This is a genomic window from Haladaptatus sp. W1 (assembly GCF_001723155.1).
Classification (GTDB): domain Archaea; phylum Halobacteriota; class Halobacteria; order Halobacteriales; family Haladaptataceae; genus Haladaptatus; species Haladaptatus paucihalophilus.
This window is the reverse complement of record NZ_MEIH01000308.1, coordinates 1-18,280: the sequence shown is the minus strand read 5'-3', so window position 1 is coordinate 18,280 and position 18,280 is coordinate 1. Positions and strand designations below refer to the sequence as shown.

15 protein-coding genes and 2 pseudogenes are annotated in these 18,280 nt (G+C 56.0%); 10 read left to right on the top strand and 7 right to left on the bottom strand.

Annotation, left to right across the window (positions count from 1 at the left end):
• Window positions 1–166 precede the first annotated feature (166 nt).
• Window positions 167–1,141, bottom strand: a complete 975-nt coding sequence (locus BG842_RS15675) for an NAD(P)-dependent alcohol dehydrogenase (protein WP_069451472.1) — start codon at window positions 1,139–1,141, stop codon at window positions 167–169.
• Between the two features lie 273 nt (window positions 1,142–1,414).
• Window positions 1,415–2,737: a DUF4397 domain-containing protein gene (locus tag BG842_RS15670; RefSeq protein WP_254663228.1), complete on the bottom strand. Its 1,323-nt coding sequence runs from the start codon at window positions 2,735–2,737 to the stop codon at window positions 1,415–1,417.
• A 619-nt stretch (window positions 2,738–3,356) separates the two neighbouring features.
• On the opposite strand from BG842_RS15670, the gene BG842_RS15665 reads away from it, so the two are divergent.
• The 3 genes from BG842_RS15665 (at window position 3,357) to BG842_RS15655 (ending at window position 5,516) form a co-directional block, all read left to right on the top strand.
• Entirely contained in the window at window positions 3,357–4,232 is an 876-nt protein-coding gene (locus BG842_RS15665; protein WP_069451470.1) for a DUF502 domain-containing protein, read from the top strand.
• Between the two features lie 147 nt (window positions 4,233–4,379).
• Entirely contained in the window at window positions 4,380–5,192 is an 813-nt protein-coding gene (locus BG842_RS15660; RefSeq protein WP_254663227.1) for a nucleoside phosphorylase, read from the top strand.
• 78 nt (window positions 5,193–5,270) lie between these two features.
• Window positions 5,271–5,516: a hypothetical protein gene (locus BG842_RS15655; protein ID WP_069451469.1), complete on the top strand. Its 246-nt coding sequence runs from the start codon at window positions 5,271–5,273 to the stop codon at window positions 5,514–5,516.
• Window positions 5,517–5,548: 32 nt separating this feature from the next.
• Here BG842_RS15655 and BG842_RS31790 read toward each other — a convergent pair whose 3' ends face one another.
• The 3 genes from BG842_RS31790 to BG842_RS15645 all read right to left on the bottom strand — a co-directional run bounded on the left by BG842_RS31790 (window position 5,549) and on the right by BG842_RS15645 (window position 7,821).
• A complete protein-coding gene (locus tag BG842_RS31790; RefSeq protein WP_083252562.1) occupies window positions 5,549–5,749 on the bottom strand; it encodes a hypothetical protein in 201 nt (66 codons plus the stop codon).
• 291 nt (window positions 5,750–6,040) lie between these two features.
• Window positions 6,041–6,886, bottom strand: coding sequence for an ABC transporter permease (locus tag BG842_RS15650; RefSeq protein ID WP_069451468.1), 846 nt, complete (start codon window positions 6,884–6,886; stop codon window positions 6,041–6,043).
• Entirely contained in the window at window positions 6,883–7,821 is a 939-nt protein-coding gene (locus BG842_RS15645) for an ABC transporter ATP-binding protein (protein ID WP_069451467.1), read from the bottom strand. Before BG842_RS15645 ends, BG842_RS15650 begins: the two co-directional genes overlap by 4 nt.
• 340 nt (window positions 7,822–8,161) lie before the next feature.
• Between BG842_RS15645 and BG842_RS15640 the strand changes: the two are divergent.
• Window positions 8,162–8,890, top strand: a pseudogene (locus BG842_RS15640) (IS200/IS605 family accessory protein TnpB-related protein); the annotation flags it as partial.
• Window positions 8,891–9,054: 164 nt separating this feature from the next.
• On the opposite strand, the gene BG842_RS15635 reads toward BG842_RS15640, so the two are convergent.
• Window positions 9,055–10,350 (bottom strand): O-acetylhomoserine aminocarboxypropyltransferase/cysteine synthase family protein, encoded by a 1,296-nt coding sequence (locus BG842_RS15635; protein ID WP_069451466.1) that lies wholly within the window; start codon window positions 10,348–10,350, stop codon window positions 9,055–9,057.
• Window positions 10,351–10,602: 252 nt separating this feature from the next.
• Here BG842_RS15635 and BG842_RS15630 point away from each other — a divergent pair, with 252 nt between their 5' ends.
• From BG842_RS15630 to BG842_RS15620, 3 genes and pseudogenes are all read left to right on the top strand, one after another.
• Window positions 10,603–11,193, top strand: a complete 591-nt coding sequence (locus tag BG842_RS15630) for a TetR/AcrR family transcriptional regulator (RefSeq protein ID WP_083252561.1) — start codon at window positions 10,603–10,605, stop codon at window positions 11,191–11,193.
• A 46-nt stretch (window positions 11,194–11,239) separates the two neighbouring features.
• A pseudogene (locus BG842_RS15625) lies at window positions 11,240–12,720 on the top strand (MATE family efflux transporter).
• 889 nt (window positions 12,721–13,609) lie between these two features.
• Window positions 13,610–14,218, top strand: coding sequence for a thermonuclease family protein (locus BG842_RS15620; protein WP_069451464.1), 609 nt, complete (start codon window positions 13,610–13,612; stop codon window positions 14,216–14,218).
• 352 nt (window positions 14,219–14,570) lie between these two features.
• Here BG842_RS15620 and BG842_RS15615 read toward each other — a convergent pair whose 3' ends face one another.
• The gene (locus tag BG842_RS15615) at window positions 14,571–14,876 is read right to left on the bottom strand and encodes a hypothetical protein (RefSeq protein WP_069451463.1); all 306 of its coding nucleotides are present in this window, start codon (window positions 14,874–14,876) and stop codon (window positions 14,571–14,573) included.
• Window positions 14,877–14,959: 83 nt separating this feature from the next.
• Between BG842_RS15615 and BG842_RS15610 the strand changes: the two genes are divergently transcribed.
• From BG842_RS15610 to BG842_RS15600, 3 genes are all read left to right on the top strand, one after another.
• Window positions 14,960–15,445: an Lrp/AsnC family transcriptional regulator gene (locus BG842_RS15610; protein ID WP_069451462.1), complete on the top strand. Its 486-nt coding sequence runs from the start codon at window positions 14,960–14,962 to the stop codon at window positions 15,443–15,445.
• Between the two features lie 529 nt (window positions 15,446–15,974).
• Window positions 15,975–16,652 (top strand): PadR family transcriptional regulator, encoded by a 678-nt coding sequence (locus tag BG842_RS15605; RefSeq protein ID WP_254663226.1) that lies wholly within the window; start codon window positions 15,975–15,977, stop codon window positions 16,650–16,652.
• A 188-nt stretch (window positions 16,653–16,840) separates the two neighbouring features.
• Window positions 16,841–18,280: proton-conducting transporter membrane subunit (locus BG842_RS15600; protein WP_069451460.1), on the top strand; the 1,440-nt coding region annotated here is incomplete at its 3' end.

Genomic DNA, 18,280 nt, shown 5'->3' with positions numbered 1-18,280 from the left:
CGAAGCTTTCTCCTCGCACTTCCGTACTGACACTCGTTTCCGTGAGAACCGATCATTCCCAACGACGAACGCTCGTTGTCTACCACGGCGGAATATCCGACTGGTTTCCCCTCCCCCCGAAGAACGGAGCGGCATGGCCGGTTGCAGATGCAAAAGGAGCACTCCCCTACTTTCCCAATGTTATGACTACGTTTCCTCTTTTGTGCCCTCTATCGACATACCGGTGAGCTTCAGCGATTTCGTCCAGCGAATATCGTCTGTCGATCATCGAGTGAACCTCTCCGGCCTCGATACGTTTTCTCAGGAACTGGAGATGAGCGACCTTTTCTTCCGGTGATTTCAACCCAGTGGCGGTGAAGACTGCCCTTTTGCTACCGAACAACGTTGTCCATCCCATCTGGAACAGGATTACCAATGACGGAACCGTAGTCATGTACATCCCGTCTCGGGTGAGCGAGTCTTTGCACCGCGAATACGAACTCTTGCCCACCGCGTCGAATATGATGTCATATTTTTCACCTACCGTAGTGAAGTCCGTTTGTGTATAGTCAATAACCGTATCGGCACCGAGCGACTTCACTAAATCAATGTTTCTTGTACTACTGACGCCGGTTACCTCTGCTCCGAAGTGCTTGGCAAGTTGGACCGCAAAGGTCCCAATCGATCCGGATGCTCCGTTGATGAGGAGCGATTGGCCACGTTGAATAGATGCCGTATCTCGAAGGAATCCCATCGCCGTGAGTGCACCATCACAAACAGCGGCAGCTTCGCCATCGCTTATATTCGACGGTGCTATCGCCAGCGCACCATCTTCGGGGAGACAAATGTACTCAGCATGCGCACCACTATCGGGAGCAGCTGTTCCAAATACCCGATCGCCTTCGGCAAATCGTGTGACGTCGCTACCCACTGCCGCAACCTCCCCGGCTAGCACGTCTCCCAGAACGGAGTTCGGTTTCTTGAGCCCGCTAAATAATCGCACTACAAACGGTTTGCCTTGCCGAAAGGCGGAATCCGACGGTCCAACCGTCGTTGCGGTGATCCGGATCAGTATCTCAGTATCTTTAGGCGTCGGTTTGGGGACCTCTGTAACACGGAGAACATCCGGGGCTCCGTATTCGGTGGCCACGACGGCTTTCATTCGAGCATCGGTCCGAGCCGGTCGTTCGGTGGTGTTAGTGGGCATTTTGACTCTCTATACGGCAGCGAACAACCTAAACTAGCAGTAGCATCACGGCTGGCGGGTGAGCACCTTCGGTGGAGAGGTGAGAAAACCAACTCGACTACTCGAAAGTAAACTTGTTATTCTGGTGTTTTTGCGGGAAGAAGCTGTGCTTCACCGTCTGCTGGAGAGCCGTGTTACACCCCGAGGGGGTGATAAACGGGTTCACCACCCCGTAAATGATAGTCTCGACTACGACGTCTCGTCGCGCGCGACCACAAGGTCGAACGGTTCGTTTGCCGGTTCGTCCTCGGGTGTCAGATAGCCTGCCGCAAACGTGGTGTAGGTACAGCCGGCCGTCACGTCAACCTCGAACGTAGCGACGGGGTCGGCACACCAGACCTGGAGGGTATACGACCCACTGGGAACCGACACATAGTCACTCGATTCGCCGTACCCTACGTCGTCGAACAGCGTGGTCTCGCCGTCCATTACGGTTACGTCGACCGCGGGGGCATCCGGCGATACGTGTGCGAGACGGACCTGCGCTGTGTCCTCCATCATCTTCGCGTCATCTTTCAGGACCCACGGTGTGAACTCGGTGTCATCGCTGGCGAGTTCGCCGATCGCTGCGACGGTGTACGCGTTCTTACCGACTGAAACCTTCCCCTCGAATGCGACGGTATCTGGATCGCCAGCAGCGGTGATCCTAACCATCCGTTTGCCCACTGGCACGTCGAGGTACTCACTGATGGCTTTAAATGGCACATCGGAGAGGACTTTGGTGCCGTCGACCCACACGTCTACGTTCGGGGCGTCGGGTGAAGCATGGGCGACCCGGACCATCCCCGTCTGTTTCGGCGAATCACTTCCCGCTCCGTTCTTCTCGTGAGACTGCTCTGTACCATCCATGGCGACGACGAGGTCGAACGGTTCGTTCGCTGGTTCGTCCTCCGGTGTCAGGTACCCCGCGGCGAACGCAGTATAACAGTTACCGGGTTCAAGACTCACCTCGAAGGTCGCGGCCACGTCGCCGTCGTTCGAGTCGGTGTCTCCGCGGACTTCGAGCGTGTAGTTTCCAGGCTCGACTTCGAGGTAGTCGCTCGCTTCGCCATATCCCACGTCGTCGAACAGCGTGGTCTCGCCGTCCATTACGGTCACGTCGACCGCGGGGGCATCCGGCGATACGTGTGCGAGACGGACCTTCGCCATTCCGTCGGCGACGCTTTTGTCGTCCATCAGCGGCCACGGTGTGACCTCGGTGTCATCGCTAGTGAGTTCGCCGATCGCTGCGACGGTATACGTGCCGGCTTCTACCGGAAGGTCGCCCTCGAAAGCGACCGTGCTGGAGTCCCCTGCCGCCGTTATCTTCACGTTCCGGGTCCCAGTCGGAACCATCAAGTACTCACTGATGGCTTTAAATGGCACATCGGAGAGGACTTTGGAGCCGTCAACCCAGACGTCAACGTTCGGGGCGTCGGGCGAAGCATGAGCGACGCGGACAGCGGCCATCTCCTCGTCACCCTTGTGGTCGTCAGCGCCCACGAGGTTCGCTACACCAGCACCGCCGACCATACTTATAACACTCGCTGCGCCGAGAGTTTTCAATGTATCACGCCTATTTATTTCCATCGTACTTCCATCTCGGAGGATGCGGGGATATAATAAAGAATAACCTCCAAACTAGTTGGGGTCAGATACAGTGGAAGATATCCGAACCAGTAAAATTCATTCAATCAACATGAATGTCCAGAATTTTACGCTTACTGAGTGCGAGCCAGAGGACCATGTGAACTACCTCGCCCTACGCGCTACTCGCTTCGCTGCGTTGCTCCTCGAGGAGGGGGTTAGCGCCTGTGTTCAGCTAAATGAGGGTTCCTGAATCCTCAATTCGGCCACTATGAGAACAGGACACTCCGGTCACAGTGGAGGTGCGTGCCATTGAACAACATAATCTCCTCCGGAGTATCCGGTATCGTCCCCACAACAACAATAGGGTGAACTGGAAGTTTCCTTCCTCGGCTTCAACCGTGGGTTTTCTCATCAGATATCTGTAATCGCTTTCTATTCAATACGTAGGGGAAGCCAGACTGATTGTAGCCTGTTCATTACACCTCTTTCGGCCTAAACGCTTTCAAGGGTAGCTATTGCTATAAGGGTATGATATTAGTTTCAGTGGCGAGGGGGACTTTCGATGAATAAGAACGTAACACACCACAACGCCAAGGAGATTATCCGCCGATCACTCATCAGTGGCGCGGCTATTGCGATTCCTCTCATCGTTACAGTTGTCGTCCTTGGATTTGTGCTCAACTTCATCTCGAACACTCTGAACCCGGTCGTGTTTATCGTGAAAAGCGTCCCCGGAGTCTCACCGGGGACAAATGAGTTGCTCGTGAAGCTCATCATGATCGGACTGCTCAGTGGGTCTCTCTTTATGTTGGGATTCGTCGCCGAATACCGCTCAGGATATGGTCGCGTTGGCGTGCAATTCGACCATTTCATGTCGTCGGTTCCAGGCATTGGCTCGGTATACACGAGCTTCAATGAGATGAGCGAACTGCTTCTTGATTCAGATTCAGAGAGCTTCAAAGAAGTCAAGCTCGTCGAATATCCGACGGATGGATCGTACGCTGTCGCATTCAAAACCGCGGACACGGCTACCACCGTCAAACAGGCGATGGATCACGCCGAGATGGAAACGTTGTTTTTACCGATGGCTCCAAATCCCGTCATGGGAGGATTCGTTATACATGTCCGAAAAGATCGCGTCTTTGATGTCGAGATGACCGTTGAAGAGGGAATCCGTTCGATCGTCACTAGTGGCGTTGTACTCGGCGAAAAACGGACACACGCTCTCTCATCAGACCGACTGCAGGAACTTTGCCAGAATGTCTCATCAGATGTAACTAAACCGTCTCCAGCTATGCAACAGGATGAAACCAAACGTGTCGCGTATTATGAAGCATCGATGTCTCCAGCAAACAAAGAGACACCGACTGATTTGGTCGAACATGCCGAGAATACAGGGGACAACTTCTCAACACGGACCGGGTACTCGACAGAATAAGAGAGATGACCTACCCCACCCTGCTGGGGAAGGCTTTCCCCGCCCGCAAGTCCGGTAATCTCCCCACGGACCAGTTGTCTGAATAGGACCGTTCAGCGAGATTCGCCCACCAGTATACCTATCCTGTGACTCGTCGAATCGCAGATTATGCCCGTTCCAAACGACTCGGGGAAGTACGACGCTCCCTCGATCCTGACCCCAGATGGGATGCTTTCCGACGCCCAGGCGTCCGGGGCACCGCTCCTTGAGGACGCGCCGGACGGTGTCCTTGTCTGCTACCAGTCTCACTTCTTCGACCACGTGCTCGACGTTCGCGAGACCGAGCCGCTCCACGGGGAGAGCGACCTCCTCGAGTTCGAGCTCCATCGGTTCACTGGCCTTGACGCGGACGCTGACGTCGATACAGACGCCGAACTGGCGGTCCTTGGCCACTTTGGCATCGGCAGTCCCACGACGGCAATATTGATGGAGTTGCTACAGTCAGCCGGGACAGAGGCGTTCCTCTCAGTCGGCTGGTCGGGCTGTCTCCAGCCGGACGTCCCGCAGTCGCACTACCTCGTCGTAGACGAAGCAATCCGGGACGAAGGCGTCTCGCATCATTATCTCCCCCACTCGGAGCGGATCGACGCCTCGGGCGCGATGGTCGCTGAACTCGAACATGCGGTCGAGGCGGCAGGCGGGAAGTTTGAGGTCGGAGCGACTTGGACGACCGACGCGCTGTTCCGCGAGACCGTCCCTGAAATCGAGAGGTACGCCGAGGACGGCGTGCTCGCAGTCGACATGGAGGCGGCCGCGACGTTCGCTGTAGGCGACTACCGGGGGCTGGACGTCGGGTCCCTGTTTTTGATCAGCGACTACTTGACGACCGACGACTGGGACCGCGCGTTCGGGGAGAGTCCCGACGTCGTCGACGCGCTTCCGGTGGCGATGGAGGCACTCGCGGGAGTGCTGGGTCGGTAACCTAGACCGACACTGATGCATCAGAGGCCTGCAAATGGGCAGAAATCTACCTACGAACACTACCGACGCAAGGTCCGTATGATTGATGACAACGAAAAGGACGCGCTGCTATCATTCATAGACGTGGCAGGTCTCGAGCGTCGTCGAAACGAGCATGGTCTAGGGACGGGTTTCGAGGGCATGTGCAGCAGCATCTCCAAGGTCGCCTGTTTCACGCCACCACGATTCGAGCTGTTCTTCATCGACGCTGGTGAACACGACAGAGTAGCAAGTGCGACAGCAGCGAAGGGCACCCAAACCGATCACAGAAGTGAGAGTGGATGAAGTGTCGTGAAAGATTGAAAGATCTGTGAGCGCTACGCGTTATTCATCCGTTGGCTTGTTGTCTCACCGCACTTCTGGCACGTGGTAATCCGATATGGTTCACGCGAGAATTCAGTATTCTCTTGTTTCGTACTTTCCGTCCGAATCTCGACCGAGACCGTATGTGTGGTATCACACTTGCAGTTCTCGCATGGTTCAATCTGCGTCTGTGATGTGTGACGTTCACTCGTCATGAAGCCCCCGGGTCAGAGCATAAATATACGAACAAAGGCATAAAATTTACTTTTTGTATAGGATTTTGAGCAGAATTTTTCAATATGAGCAGTAGAAGTATCATCCTCTGTACCAAAACTCTATGAGTATATGCTAGTCGGAAATCACCGAGAATATGAGAAGACGTCGAGTGTCCCGTCATCGGTCGCGTTCTCTACGGTGACCATATGGTTGCAAAAGAGGCTACGGTGGGTCCCAGCGTTACGATCCGGCGAAGGAAGGAATCGAAAGCGGAGAACGCGAATCCGCGTTCAGAGGTCGGCGACCTGGAACCGCAAGTAGCCCAAACTGACCGGGATGACGGCCCACGCGACGAGAAGAACGAGTCCGAACCAGTCGGCGAGGTAGAACGGTACGTCGCCAGTTGAGCCGATACCGAGGACTGCGTTGGGGGACTCCGGCAGGACGGCACCCATCGCGGTTGAGTAGGCGGCGCTCGGCGTGAGTCCCGAGAGGAACAACGCCCAGTTCGGGTACTCCTGTGGTGGGACGAGCCGGCCCTCCAGCAGGTAGAGTACTCCGAGCGGTACGACGTCCCAGAGGAGTTCAAGGACGACGAACAGCCCGATGGCCATCGCCGTCGCTCTTGCGCCAGACCCCGTCGTGGCCGAGAGACCGACGACGAGGCTGATGTAGGCGAACGCGTAGAGCACCGTCAGTAGGACGAACAACACGTAGTCGATTGGCGTGAAGGTAGCATACTTCGCCAGCACCACGATCGCTGCGACGGCGAATCCAATCACGAGGGGGAGTACAAGCACCGCGGCTCTGCCGGTGACTTTCCCGAGTACCACGTCACGGCGCGAGTGGGGGTACGAGAGCATGAGCTTCATACTTCCGTTCTCGCGTTCACCAGCAACTGATTTAGCGGCGATGATGACCGCCGTGATGGAGACGAACAGGGTAGCGGGTGCAGCAAGGAAGAACATTAGTCCGAGGGCCGAGAGTTCGTTGGTGTCGCCACTGAGTGCGGGCAGTTCAGCGTAGAGGTACGCCATCCCGGCCATCAAGACGATAAAGAGTGCCGACAGCCCCCAGAGTGTTTTCGAGAGACGAGCGTCCTGGAAGTCCTTACGGGCGACGACGGCGAAGCTCATGCCGTCACCTCCGTCGTCCCGCCGATCGAGCGACCGTCGGTGTAGGCCATGAACAGCTCTTCCAGCGAGGTTTCTTCCGTGCTGAAGTCTTCGACGCCGATGTCTCGTGCTTCGAGTGCGTTCAGCACCGCGGCCTTAGAGTGGGGCTCGAGTGTCACGGCGACGGACGTCCCGCTCGCAGTGGCTTGCGAGACGCCGTCGACCGCACGGATTACGTCGAGCGCCGCTTCGTCGACGGGTTGGTTGGTAGTGATCGCGAGCGTCTGCTCAGTGCCGACGGAGGTCCGAAGTCCGTCGATGGTGTCGACGGTGACTAGTTCACCACCCATTAGGATACCGACACGGTCACAGACCACCTCGACCTGTTCCAGGATGTGACTGGAGAAGAACACCGTCGCACCTCGGTTGCGTTCCTCGGTGATTATCTCACGCATCTCGCGTGCTCCTTTCGGATCAAGTCCCGTCGTGGGTTCATCCAAGATGAGTAATTCGGGCTCACCGACAAGCGCCATGCCAAGGACGAGGCGCTGACGCATCCCTTTCGAATAGCCACCGGCTTTTCGGTCAGCAGCGTCACCGATGCCGACGCGTTCGAGGATCGCCATCGGGTCATCGTCCGAACGCTTCGAACGGATAGCAAACTCGATGTGCTGGCGACCGGTCAGTCGGTCGTACACGTGATATGCGTCCGGGAGGACGCCGACGCGCTCGCGAACTTCGAGACTATCGCGTTGGACGTCGAATCCGAGCACTGAGGCACTCCCGGCGGTCGGGCGGACGAAGTCGAGCAGGATGTCGATGGTCGTGGACTTCCCCGCTCCGTTCGGCCCGAGAAAGCCGAATATCTCCCCTTCCTCGACGACGAGATCGACGTCGTGGAGCGCGGTTACCTCTCCGTATTGTTTGGTCACACTGTTTAGCTCAATAGCAGCCATACAATTTATACGCGTTATGACTATATAAATATAGGCTGAATGCTACTCTCAGGCACTGAAGCGTGTGAAATCAGGAGTTTCGGTGAATGGAGAAATTCGGATGAATCCCGCTCGTCATTACGTTAATACCATCTCTGGGTGCTCGTTATTCGATGCCAGTCGATGCAGTCATTTGATATAATATGGAAAAAAAGGGGTGAAGCAGTGGTTCGTTCGGCAGTTCTGTCCGTCCCGTTCGCACGCATGGCCAACACGGGAACCCGTTGAGGCCATCGCAGTCACAGTCTTCGGGGTCGGCATCGTTTTCGTCCTCACGCGAGAAATCGAAAAACAATCAGAATCCAGTTCGGCAGAAACGCCGATTGGGGTAGATATCGGGGAAGCCTCTTTGGTAACGGTGTGTCACCGTAACGAGCGCGGCACCCCAACTGCACCCAGCCTCTGGAACGACGAGGGACGGAAAGTTCGACAACTCCGAGAGACGTATTTCACGGCGACTCGACGCCTTCAGCAACGTGGAAGCGAACGTATCGCAGAATCCTACGGCGACAAACTCTGGAAACAAATTGACGATATCATCCACACAGTTACGTCGGAGGCCGTCGCTTACGCCGATCAATTCGAGAATCCTGTACTGGTTCTTGAAAACCTAACATACCTCCGCGAGAGCATGGATTACGGCGCGTTCATGAATCAACGGTTGCACGGGTGGGGATTTGCGAAGATGCACACCCAACTCTGCTACAAAGGCGCTGAAAAAGGGATTCGTGTCGAGATGGTGAATCCCCGAAATACGTCGAAGGAGTGCCACGTATGCCACGAAGTTGGCTACCGCCCTCGTCAGGCGATGTTCAAGTGTTCCTCCGATGGATGTTGGGTCGGAGAGTACCAAGCAGACGTTAACGCCGCGCCCACTATTGCATATCGCTACCTCGGCAGAGAGAGCCGTTCAAGAGAATACACGGATGGCAATGACTCGGCCGAGGATGGGGAGCATTTGACCGCTCCACAAGACAGCCAAGTCGATGCTGACACCCAGCAATTGACGCTTGGAACGTATGCGTCTTGAAACCTTAGGGTCGTCTCGAACGGCCAGAAATCCAAGGGTGGGATTCCCGCGTTGACGAGACGCGTTGCGTCTCGTTCGCACACCAGAACGCTTTGCGTTCTAGGGACGACTTTAGGCGCGGGAGGAGGTCAATACCGGCTCGGTATCAGAACGATAAGAGCCGTCTATGTGGCGGCGTCGATAGCGTTCTCAAGATCAGCAATGATCTGTCCAGGATCTTCAATACCCACAGAAAGGCGAACAAGATCATCAGTGACGCCGGAAGCAGCCTTCTCAGCGTCTGTAAGCTGTTGATGGGTTGTACTAGCTGGGTGAATGATGAGTGTCTTTGCATCACCAACATTAGCGAGCAAGCTCGCCAACTCTGTCGATTCAACAGTTTTTCGCGCAGCATCGTATCCATCTGCAAGACCGAAAGTGATCATACCACCGTAGCCACCTTCGAGGTATTCGGTAGCCGTATCGTGGGTTTCGTGGGAAGAGAGACCCGGGTAGTTCACCCACGCAACATCCTCGTGGTCCTGGAGATACTCGGCGACTGCCATTGCATTCTCGCAGTGACGGTCCATCCGAAGGGAAAGCGTTTCGAGTCCCTGGAGGGTTTGCCAAGCGTCGAAGGGCGCTTGCTGGTTTCCAAGATCGCGGAGTCCGCGGGCAATCGCAGCGTATGTGAACGCCTCGTCGCCGAATGTTTCCGCGAAGTTGACACCGTGATAGGCGGGATTATCTTGGGCAATCTCACTATATTTCTCTGGGTAATCGCTCCAAGGGAACGAGCCACCATCAACAATCACGCCACCAATGGTAGTTCCGGAGCCGTGAAGCCATTTTGTGGTCGAGTTCCAGACGAGATCCGCGCCATGTTCGAGTGGACGACAGAGGTAGGGTGTCGCAAAGGTATTATCGACGAGTAAGGGAACGCCGTGGTCGTGAGCGATGTCGGCAATCTGCTGGATATCGGGTGTATCGAGGGCTGGATTCCCGATCGTCTCAAGATGGACGTAGGCAGTATTGTCGTCGATGGCTTCGTCGTATGCCTGATAGTCGAGTGTGTCAACGAATTTGGCGGTGACACCTCGGCGTTCGATTGAATGGGAGAAGTATGTGTAGGTGCCTCCGTATAATGAAGAGGCTGTGACGATATTGTCGCCAGCTTCTGCCAAGAGGAACGTTGCGAGATTCAGCGCAGCCATCCCAGATGCAGTAACAACGCCCCCGACACCGCCTTCAAGAGCGGCAAGCCGGTCTTGGAGTGTTTCAAGAGTCGGGTTCATCAACCGAGAATAGATATAGCCGGGCTTCTCGAGCGCAAACTGGGTTGCTGCATCGTCGGCATCTTCAAAGACGTATGAAGTGGTTTGATAGAGCGGTGGCGCTCGTGCCCCAGTCACAGGATCGGGATCTTGACCGGCGTGTAGTGAGTCAGTAGCGAATGAACTATCAGTAGGATCGTCGCTCATGAATTCCTAAATAGAATCCGGGGATATTACATGAACTTATTAAGGGAAAACTTGCCGAGAGCTTTGACATCATTTTCTGCTGCCGGTCGCCATCACCAACTCATACGGATCGACCGCTTCCCGCTCAAGCCGATCAACCCACGCCCGTGTCTGTACGGTCGACGACTGCGGCCAGACTGTCTGCGTGGTCAAGGTCAATGAATAGTTAGTCACAAGCCTTTTGACTGATTGGTTAGTAAGTTTTAGTATCGAATGGATACAGAGACTACTGATGAGATTATAACGGCGACAGGCCGTGCACTCCAGAAGTACGGCTATGCAAACCTCACGATGCAACGAATCGCCGAAGAGTCATCGATAACGACCGCTGCTATCCACTATCACTTCGATACCAAAGAAGACCTCTTGAACGCGTTCCTCGACGACCTAATCAAACGATTCGAGGCGCAGTTGGCGTGTGAGGCTTGCGATCCGCGCGAGCGCCTCGATTCGTTTCTCGATGCCGTGTACACACCGTCGGAAACGGGTGACGATGACTTCCCCGTCGGCCTCATGGAACTAAAAGCACAGGCTCCGTACCACAATCGCGTCCGGGAGCGATTCCTCGAACTCGACGAAATGATGCAGTCTGTCGTCGCGTCGATCGTTCGAGATGGAGTCGATGCCGAGCACTTCGAGGAGGCTAATCCAGAGGAGATCGCACGACTCGTCACCACGCTCGCCAACGGTGGTCACACACGGACGGTCGCGCTCGGTGAGAACCCTGTTAGAACTCGCCAACTCGTCGAACGGGTCCTCGAATTGCGACTTGGATGGACTCCGAACTCGGGAGTGGACGCATGAGCAAAGTGAATGCGGAGACCATAAATCGTGCTACGGAGGTAATCGCGTGAGCTTCTTCAAGGGACAGGAGGAACTAGACCTCACTAACGGCGGCATCGTTAAGCCGCTCTTGTTCCTCTCGCTCCCAATCGTCATCACGAACCTGATGCAGACCGCCTACAATCTGGCGGACACGTTCTGGCTGGGCCAGTACTCGACAGAGGCTCTGGCGGCAATCTCCTTTGGCTTCCCGATGGTGTTCCTGCTCATCTCGCTCGGGATGGGCCTCTCGGTCGCGGGGAGTGTTCTCGTCGCCCAACATACCGGAGCCAAAGAAACGGAACAGGCCGAGTACGCGGCCTCACAGACCGTGACGTTCGCGTTGATCGCGTCGGCTCTCCTCGGCGCAATCGGCTATCCAGTCGTGCGACCGTTCCTCGCATTCTTGGGAGCGTCGCCGGAGGTCCTCCCCGGCGCGACCGCGTATATGCAGGTGGTCGCTCTCGGTCTGCCGTTCATGTTCGGGTTCTTCGTGTTCATCTCGCTGATGCGCGGCGCGGGCGACACCATCACACCGATGGTCGTCATGTTCGGGACGGTCGTGCTCAACGTGATTCTCGATCCGTTCCTCATCAACGGCTGGGCTATCGGCCCGGTCGCATTTCCCGAACTCGGCATCCAGGGCGCCGCCATCGCGACGGTCTTCTCCCGTGGAGTGGCGATGTTCGTTGGACTCGTTATCATGGAGTCCGGAACGAGAGGCATCCAGATTCATCTCACGGACATGAAACCGGATCTCCAATATCTACGGAAAATCCTCCAAATCGGTGTGCCTGCGAGCATCGAGGGAACTGGTCGTGCCCTGTCGATCAATGCGCTGTTACTCATCGTCGGTCTGTTCTCGACGTCTGTCGTTGCGGCCTTCGGTATCGGTACGCGCGTCTTTTCGGTCATTTTCCTGCCTGCGATTGCGGTTGCCCGTGGTGTCGAGACGATGTCGGGCCAGAACATCGGCGCCGGGAAGTACGACCGCGCAGAGCAGGCAAACTACGTCGCGGCCAAGGGGTTGTTCCTCGTCCTCGGGTGATTGGAGTTCTTATCTTCCTCGTGCCGACGCCCATCGTCAGCGTGTTCACCGACGACGCAGCCGTGCTGGACGTGGGCGCGGAATTCCTCCGCTACGTCGCGCTATCGTTCGGGTTCATCGGGATCATGCGGGCGTTCACAGGAGGCTTCCGTGGCGCCGGCAAAACGCTGGTCGCGGCTGCCATTTCCATTCTCACGCTGGCTGGAATTCGCCTTCCCATCGCGTACATCGCTTCACAAGGCATTCTCCCCACGAATCTGTGGTTCTTCGGGCAGCCTGATGTCCGAGGTATCTGGCTGGCGTTCTTTGTCTCGAACGTTGCAGGCGCACTCATCGCGTGGCTCTGGTTCCGCAGAGGCACGTGGCGTGAAGGGGACGTTCGCGGTACGCCCAAGACGGATCAGGATGGATTCGAAGACGATGTCGACCCAGCGACGGATGCAGCGACAGATGATGATTAGACGTCAGAGGTGACCTCCTCCTCGCCGTAAACGGTGAGGCTTCCCACGGCACCGCACTGCTGGTTTGAGATATTTGCTGGTTTATGACCTGTCGGCATGACAGGCCGATGGCGGGGCCACACCACCGTTACTCCTATCCCGGCATGGGACTCGAAGTTATCTTGATCGAGACATCACAGCGGTTCGAGGGGGTGTCTCGAACGTTCTGGGTCTCGGAGTCCCGATATTGTGCATTCTCACCCTGCCTTACGAGAGATACTGTACTATTTCATGAAGGTGAGAACCACCCATCTGTTTTATTATGTTTTGTATCTAACTAGTGTCGCTACCAGCTATGAGTGACAGGCAAGGGGGGCGCTGGAAGCGGTATCTGACAGTGATCCCATGGACGTTTGGAATTTTACTCATTCTCAGTGGACTAGGCTTTACTCTCGTTCCTGAGTCAGACGTTCCCCGATCGGTTAGTAGCGGGCTTCTCGTGATTGCCGTCGGGCTGTTTGCAATCCCGCCCGTTCGACGAAAAGTCAGCTCGCTCACAGGGCGAGAGTTTTCCACTCTCGTTGTGATCGGCATCGTGCTCAGTGGGGTAATCGTCTCGGGTGCGATGCTCCCAGAAGCCGAATCATCGGGACCACAACAAGGGAAGACGAGTGATCAGGGGGTTGCGACACCGTCGATGGGAACAACCACGACATCGGCAGCAACGACACAGATGACGACAGCAACGGAGCAGATGACGAACACTCAAACGATGGCCGCAACGTCGAGTGTGATGACAACGACTGCCGCTCAATCATCAACACAATCTGCTCGTACGCGATCCGCTCGTGGGCCAGCGAGCGGAACCAAGTGGACAGTTACTGTCACGAGAGTAATCGATGGAGATACGATGGAGGTCCGATTCCCGAACGGTGAAACGGATACGATACGCCTTTTGGGAGTTGATACACCCGAGACGACCCTTAGTCGAGTCTCCCCATCCGAATTCGAAGGGATTCCGGATTCGACGGCTGGTAAAGATCACCTCTACGAGTGGGGCAAGCGTGCGAGTCAATTTGCGATTAATAAATTAGACGGGAAGACGGTTCGCATCGAGACGGATCCTCAGGCAGATCGTCGAGGGAGTTTCGGCCGACTCTTGGTCTATGTCTACGTGGATGGTGCAAACTTCAATCGACAACTGTTGACGGATGGCTACGCACGGTTGTATGAGAGTTCGTTCTCGAAAAGGGGTGCGTTCGAGCGGGCTGAAGCCCGAGCACAACGCAACCACGTTGCTGTATGGAAATTTGAAGGGTCTACTGTAACACCGACGCCGACGGTCGGAACACCGACGAGTGCGAATGGAGTCAACGTTCCGCCACCGCCAGCAGATGGTGATTACGATTGCAGTGATTTCGACTCACACGAGCAGGCACAAGCCGTCCTTGACCAGGATCCGAGCGATCCGTATCGGCTCGATGCTGACGACGACGGGGTTGCGTGTGAGTCGATCTGATTGACCGGAAGTAGACACCTACTGCTTGATGTACATTCGACTAAATCAAGGAAATCGATCAGGGCATAACCATACGACTTCAGTGGCTTACTCTTCGGTTTTGTCTTCGTCCAATCCTGTATGGGTAAGACGCATCACGCAACGTTTGATCGGGGTTATTCACAATTGACCGAGAGTACCGGTTGCAGGTGAATCCGTCGTTCGAGACAGAAAGTAAATTGTTACAGCGGACGGTTCTTGACTGGGCAGGAGAGCGAATATCGCTTCCGAATGAGAGTCTGAATTCAGAGTACGTAGCGCAGCACAACGCGACGCTTGAGTGGGTGTGAGGCTATACAGCGAATTAGCTGAACTAGCGGGTCCCGACTGGATTTTCTAACGCCCAGTCATTGGTGAGAACCTCGTCTTTGTCGTCTGTTCCACCCTTTGTGAGCAGACCGACGTGGTAGAGATGGTATTTGAATTGGAAGTGGATACCCGATTTATACACGGTCGGGTCAGTCAGCATCGATTCGTTGATACCACCGTCGGCGGTGAGGACGTCTTCACGTCGGGTTTGTGTGATGGGGTGTAACTGGCACATCTGCTCTTGCTTCTTTTTGGGATCACGCTCTGTCTGGTCATTGTAGTTGTCTTTCTGTCCTCGAAAATAGTCCAAGGAGAGGAGACGAAAATATAGATATCGGTGAGGATCTCGAGCAACATACAAAGGTAAAGTGGCTTTGTCGCGGACACACGGGTATGGTTGAAGAAGAGATCGACGACGTCGACAGGGCAATTCTGTATGCACTCCAGGAAGACGCTCGAAACATGTCTTCTGGAGACATCACAGAGCGAACCGATACCTCGGACAGTACCGTCCGCAAGCGCATCCAGCGTCTCGAATCCGATGGGGTAATTAAAGGATACAGTGCCAACGTCGATTATCAAAAATCGGGCTATCCGCTCCAAATGTTGCTCTACTGCACCGCTTCGATAGTCGAACGTGGTGACCTTATCCCCGATATTCTAGAAATCGATGGTGTCGTCTCAGTTCAGGAGCTGGTCACCGGAGAACAAAATCTCCTCGTGACTGCTGTCGGCGAGTCGGACAGCGACATCACACCCGTCGCACAGGCACTCCTCGATATGGGGCTCACCGTTGCCGATGAAGTTCTCGTTCGAACCCACGAGACGACACCTTTCGGTAAGTTCGATTCCGAGACTCATACAGAGGACGATTCCTAAACGACGACGTGTTTGACCTCTGGCTCGGTCGCGCGACGGACGGCGGCCCGTACCGGACCGATCGGGTCAGCTAGATTATCCGAGTATCCCGCAAGGACAGCAAGTGCTGCCCCTCGGTCGGGAGCTGACACCGCAGTTGAGTTCGTCGATTTCGGCTCAAGCCGTGGTAGCTATCCGTAACACTCCCCGGATGGTGACGTCGAACCACTTCCTCTGCAAGGGAATCCCCAGATGCGTGTGAACGTTGTCGAACGCCAGCAGTATGACGTTAATCGATGTCGTTTCTGTCCCCTCGATGTTCTCGATCCCATCGTCCTCAACGACGATACGTCCACCGATCGGTTCGAACGACTGCCCAACGAGGGCGTCCCTGAGCGTTCTTCCATACCACCTCGCATCAATAACGAACTGTTCTTCGTGACGAATATATCGAACGTTTCGGTAACATTATCTCATTTCAGGTTCAAATCCGTTACAGAGAGCCAATGGCCGACACTAATGCGTCTGAAAAGAGGTGGCCTGGTTTACGATGAGCGGGGACGATCTCAAATCTGCTATCGAGTCAGTTCAAGAATGGACCGGTTCTCGGAGAAACCGGGAAGATGGTTCGGCCACCCAGACGGCCCTCGTCGTCTCGTGCTCGATGAGCGACTGCAGTTGGGAACCGCTGTGGCCGGTCGATGCTACCTGGAACGTCATCGGAGTTCAGACGCTCGGGAATCAGACATGGGATCAGTACGAAGGTCAGGTGGTACTGGACAGCGATATTGAACTCCTCAAAACGCAGCACGACATTACAGCAGTACTCATCGTCGGACACACGAGGTGTCAGGTTCTCGAAGACGCGTACGACCGGTGGATTGCACCCGATTCAGGGTCACCTGCAGGTATCGAAGCGCGGTTGAAGCCGCTCCGCTCGCTCGTCGGAGATGCATTTGAGGAGGGGCTCCTGGCTGACTCGATGCCACCTCAGATGAGGCAGAATCGACTTGTCGAGTACAACGTCTGTCGCCAGGTTGTGTTTCTCAAGCAGGCACTCCCGTCGTCGGTCACGGTCGCTGGCTACGTACACGACCAAGATGGGGCGTACAATTCGTTTCCTGATAAGCAGTATCTGGTCTCCCTCGACGGCGAGACAGAACCAACCACAATCCGGGCTCGCCTCCCCGATGACTCGTCGGTACAGGTCACAAATCTCCTGACCTGACCCTCCTATACCGGGTGTTTACATACAGAACCAACAAAACCATACTGTTCTATAATGGCCAATTTACGAACGTTCTGTGAATATAGATAGTTTTAATAGTCATTTTGTTCTCTATCGTGTTGAATACGACCAGAAGCGGATTCCGAGTTCGTCTCGGTAGACGGGATGGTCGGACAATAGGATGAACGATGTCAGGACGTAGCTCGAAACCGACGATCGGAGCGCTCCCGGACACGACGGTGGAATCGCCGTCCGTGCCCGTTGTACTAACGTGGCTCGTGTGGTCGTTGTTCGCCGCGAGTATCGCCGTACTCATCGCCCGAGTCCGGTTCGGTGGGTCGTGGGAGATCCCCGGCGTGGTCGTCATCGATGGCCTGACCGTTCTGATGTGGGTGGTCGTCACCTTCTTTAGCGGTATTGTTCACAGTTACTCTCGCCGCTACATGGCTGGTAGCGCCCATGAGACCGACTTCTTCCTCGCCGTGTTCGGTTTCACGGCTGCTGTGATGGGGCTCGTGGCCGCCGACCTTATCGCCTTGTTCTGGCTCCTATGGCTGGCGATGGGGCTTGTGATGGCGAAACTCGTCGGTCTTGTCGACGGTTGGCGCCAGTCACGGGCGGCCGCGACGGTCGCCCGCCGGTACTTCCTCGCCAGCAGCGCGCTACTCGGGGTCGCGCTGACCGTATTGTGGTGGACGACCGGTGCGACGACGATCTCCGGGATCGCCGCGGCGTCTGATTCGCTCGACGGGGCGATGTGGCTCGTGGCTGCTGGGAGCCTCGTCCTCGCGGCGATAATCCAGTCGGCGCTCGTTCCCTTCCACGGCTGGCTCCTCTCCTCGATGACCGCTCCGACACCGGCATCGGCACTGATGCACGCCGGGTTCGTCAATGCGGGTGGCATCTTGCTGGTCCGCTTTGCCCCGGTCGTCACCGTCGATACCACCTTCATGCTGGCAGTGGTCGCCGTCGGCGCGGCCAGCGCGATCGGTGGGAAACTCCTGAAGTCGGTCCAGACGGACGTCAAGCGCAAACTCGGTTGTTCAACGGTCGGCCAGATGGGATTCATGATCATGCAGGCTGGCCTCGGGTTCTTCGGGGCCGCCATCACCCACCTCATCCTGCACGGCTTCTACAAGGCATACCAATTCCTCTCCTCCGGTGGGCAGATTGAACATACCAGTCCGAGCGAGGTGCCCCCGCACACGGTGGGGTACCCGACGAGCGTCGTCACCTTCGCAGTGACGCTGCTGACCGGACTAGCCGGCGGTATACTGTTCACGGCGCTGACCGGAAAAGGGACGAACATGGACGCCGGACTCCTGCTGACCTTCTTCGTCGTGTTCACCACGCTCCACGCGGCCCGCAATGCGGTCCAGACCACCTCACTTTCGCGGTCGGCCCGTTACGGAGCCGTCCCCCTGGTCTTCTTCCCAGCCATCGTCGTCTACGCCGCCGTCTACGAGACGATATCCGGACTCCTATTCGGACTTCCGATGGTCACAGCCCCGACTGAACTGACTCTGCTCCACGGCGTCATTGCCGTCGTCTTCGTTGGCATCTACGTTGGGATCGAGACCGGTATCCACGAGCGCAGCCAGCGTCTCTACGTCGCACTGATTAACGCC

Bases quoted from the DNA above. Each gene is read 5' to 3' on its own strand.
- BG842_RS15675 (WP_069451472.1), bottom strand. From the start codon at position 1,141: ATGAAAGCCGTCGTGGCCACCGAATACGGAGCCCCGGATGTTCTCCGT.
- BG842_RS15670 (WP_254663228.1), bottom strand. From the start codon at position 2,737: ATGGTCGGCGGTGCTGGTGTAGCGAACCTCGTGGGCGCTGACGACCAC.
- BG842_RS15665 (WP_069451470.1), top strand. From the start codon at position 3,357: ATGAATAAGAACGTAACACACCACAACGCCAAGGAGATTATCCGCCGA.
- BG842_RS15660 (WP_254663227.1), top strand. From the start codon at position 4,380: ATGCCCGTTCCAAACGACTCGGGGAAGTACGACGCTCCCTCGATCCTG.
- BG842_RS15655 (WP_069451469.1), top strand. From the start codon at position 5,271: ATGATTGATGACAACGAAAAGGACGCGCTGCTATCATTCATAGACGTG.
- BG842_RS31790 (WP_083252562.1), bottom strand. From the start codon at position 5,749: ATGACGAGTGAACGTCACACATCACAGACGCAGATTGAACCATGCGAG.
- BG842_RS15650 (WP_069451468.1), bottom strand. From the start codon at position 6,886: ATGAGCTTCGCCGTCGTCGCCCGTAAGGACTTCCAGGACGCTCGTCTC.
- BG842_RS15645 (WP_069451467.1), bottom strand. From the start codon at position 7,821: ATGGCTGCTATTGAGCTAAACAGTGTGACCAAACAATACGGAGAGGTA.
- BG842_RS15635 (WP_069451466.1), bottom strand. From the start codon at position 10,350: ATGAGCGACGATCCTACTGATAGTTCATTCGCTACTGACTCACTACAC.
- BG842_RS15630 (WP_083252561.1), top strand. From the start codon at position 10,603: ATGGATACAGAGACTACTGATGAGATTATAACGGCGACAGGCCGTGCA.
- BG842_RS15620 (WP_069451464.1), top strand. From the start codon at position 13,610: ATGGAGGTCCGATTCCCGAACGGTGAAACGGATACGATACGCCTTTTG.
- BG842_RS15610 (WP_069451462.1), top strand. From the start codon at position 14,960: ATGGTTGAAGAAGAGATCGACGACGTCGACAGGGCAATTCTGTATGCA.
- BG842_RS15605 (WP_254663226.1), top strand. From the start codon at position 15,975: ATGAGCGGGGACGATCTCAAATCTGCTATCGAGTCAGTTCAAGAATGG.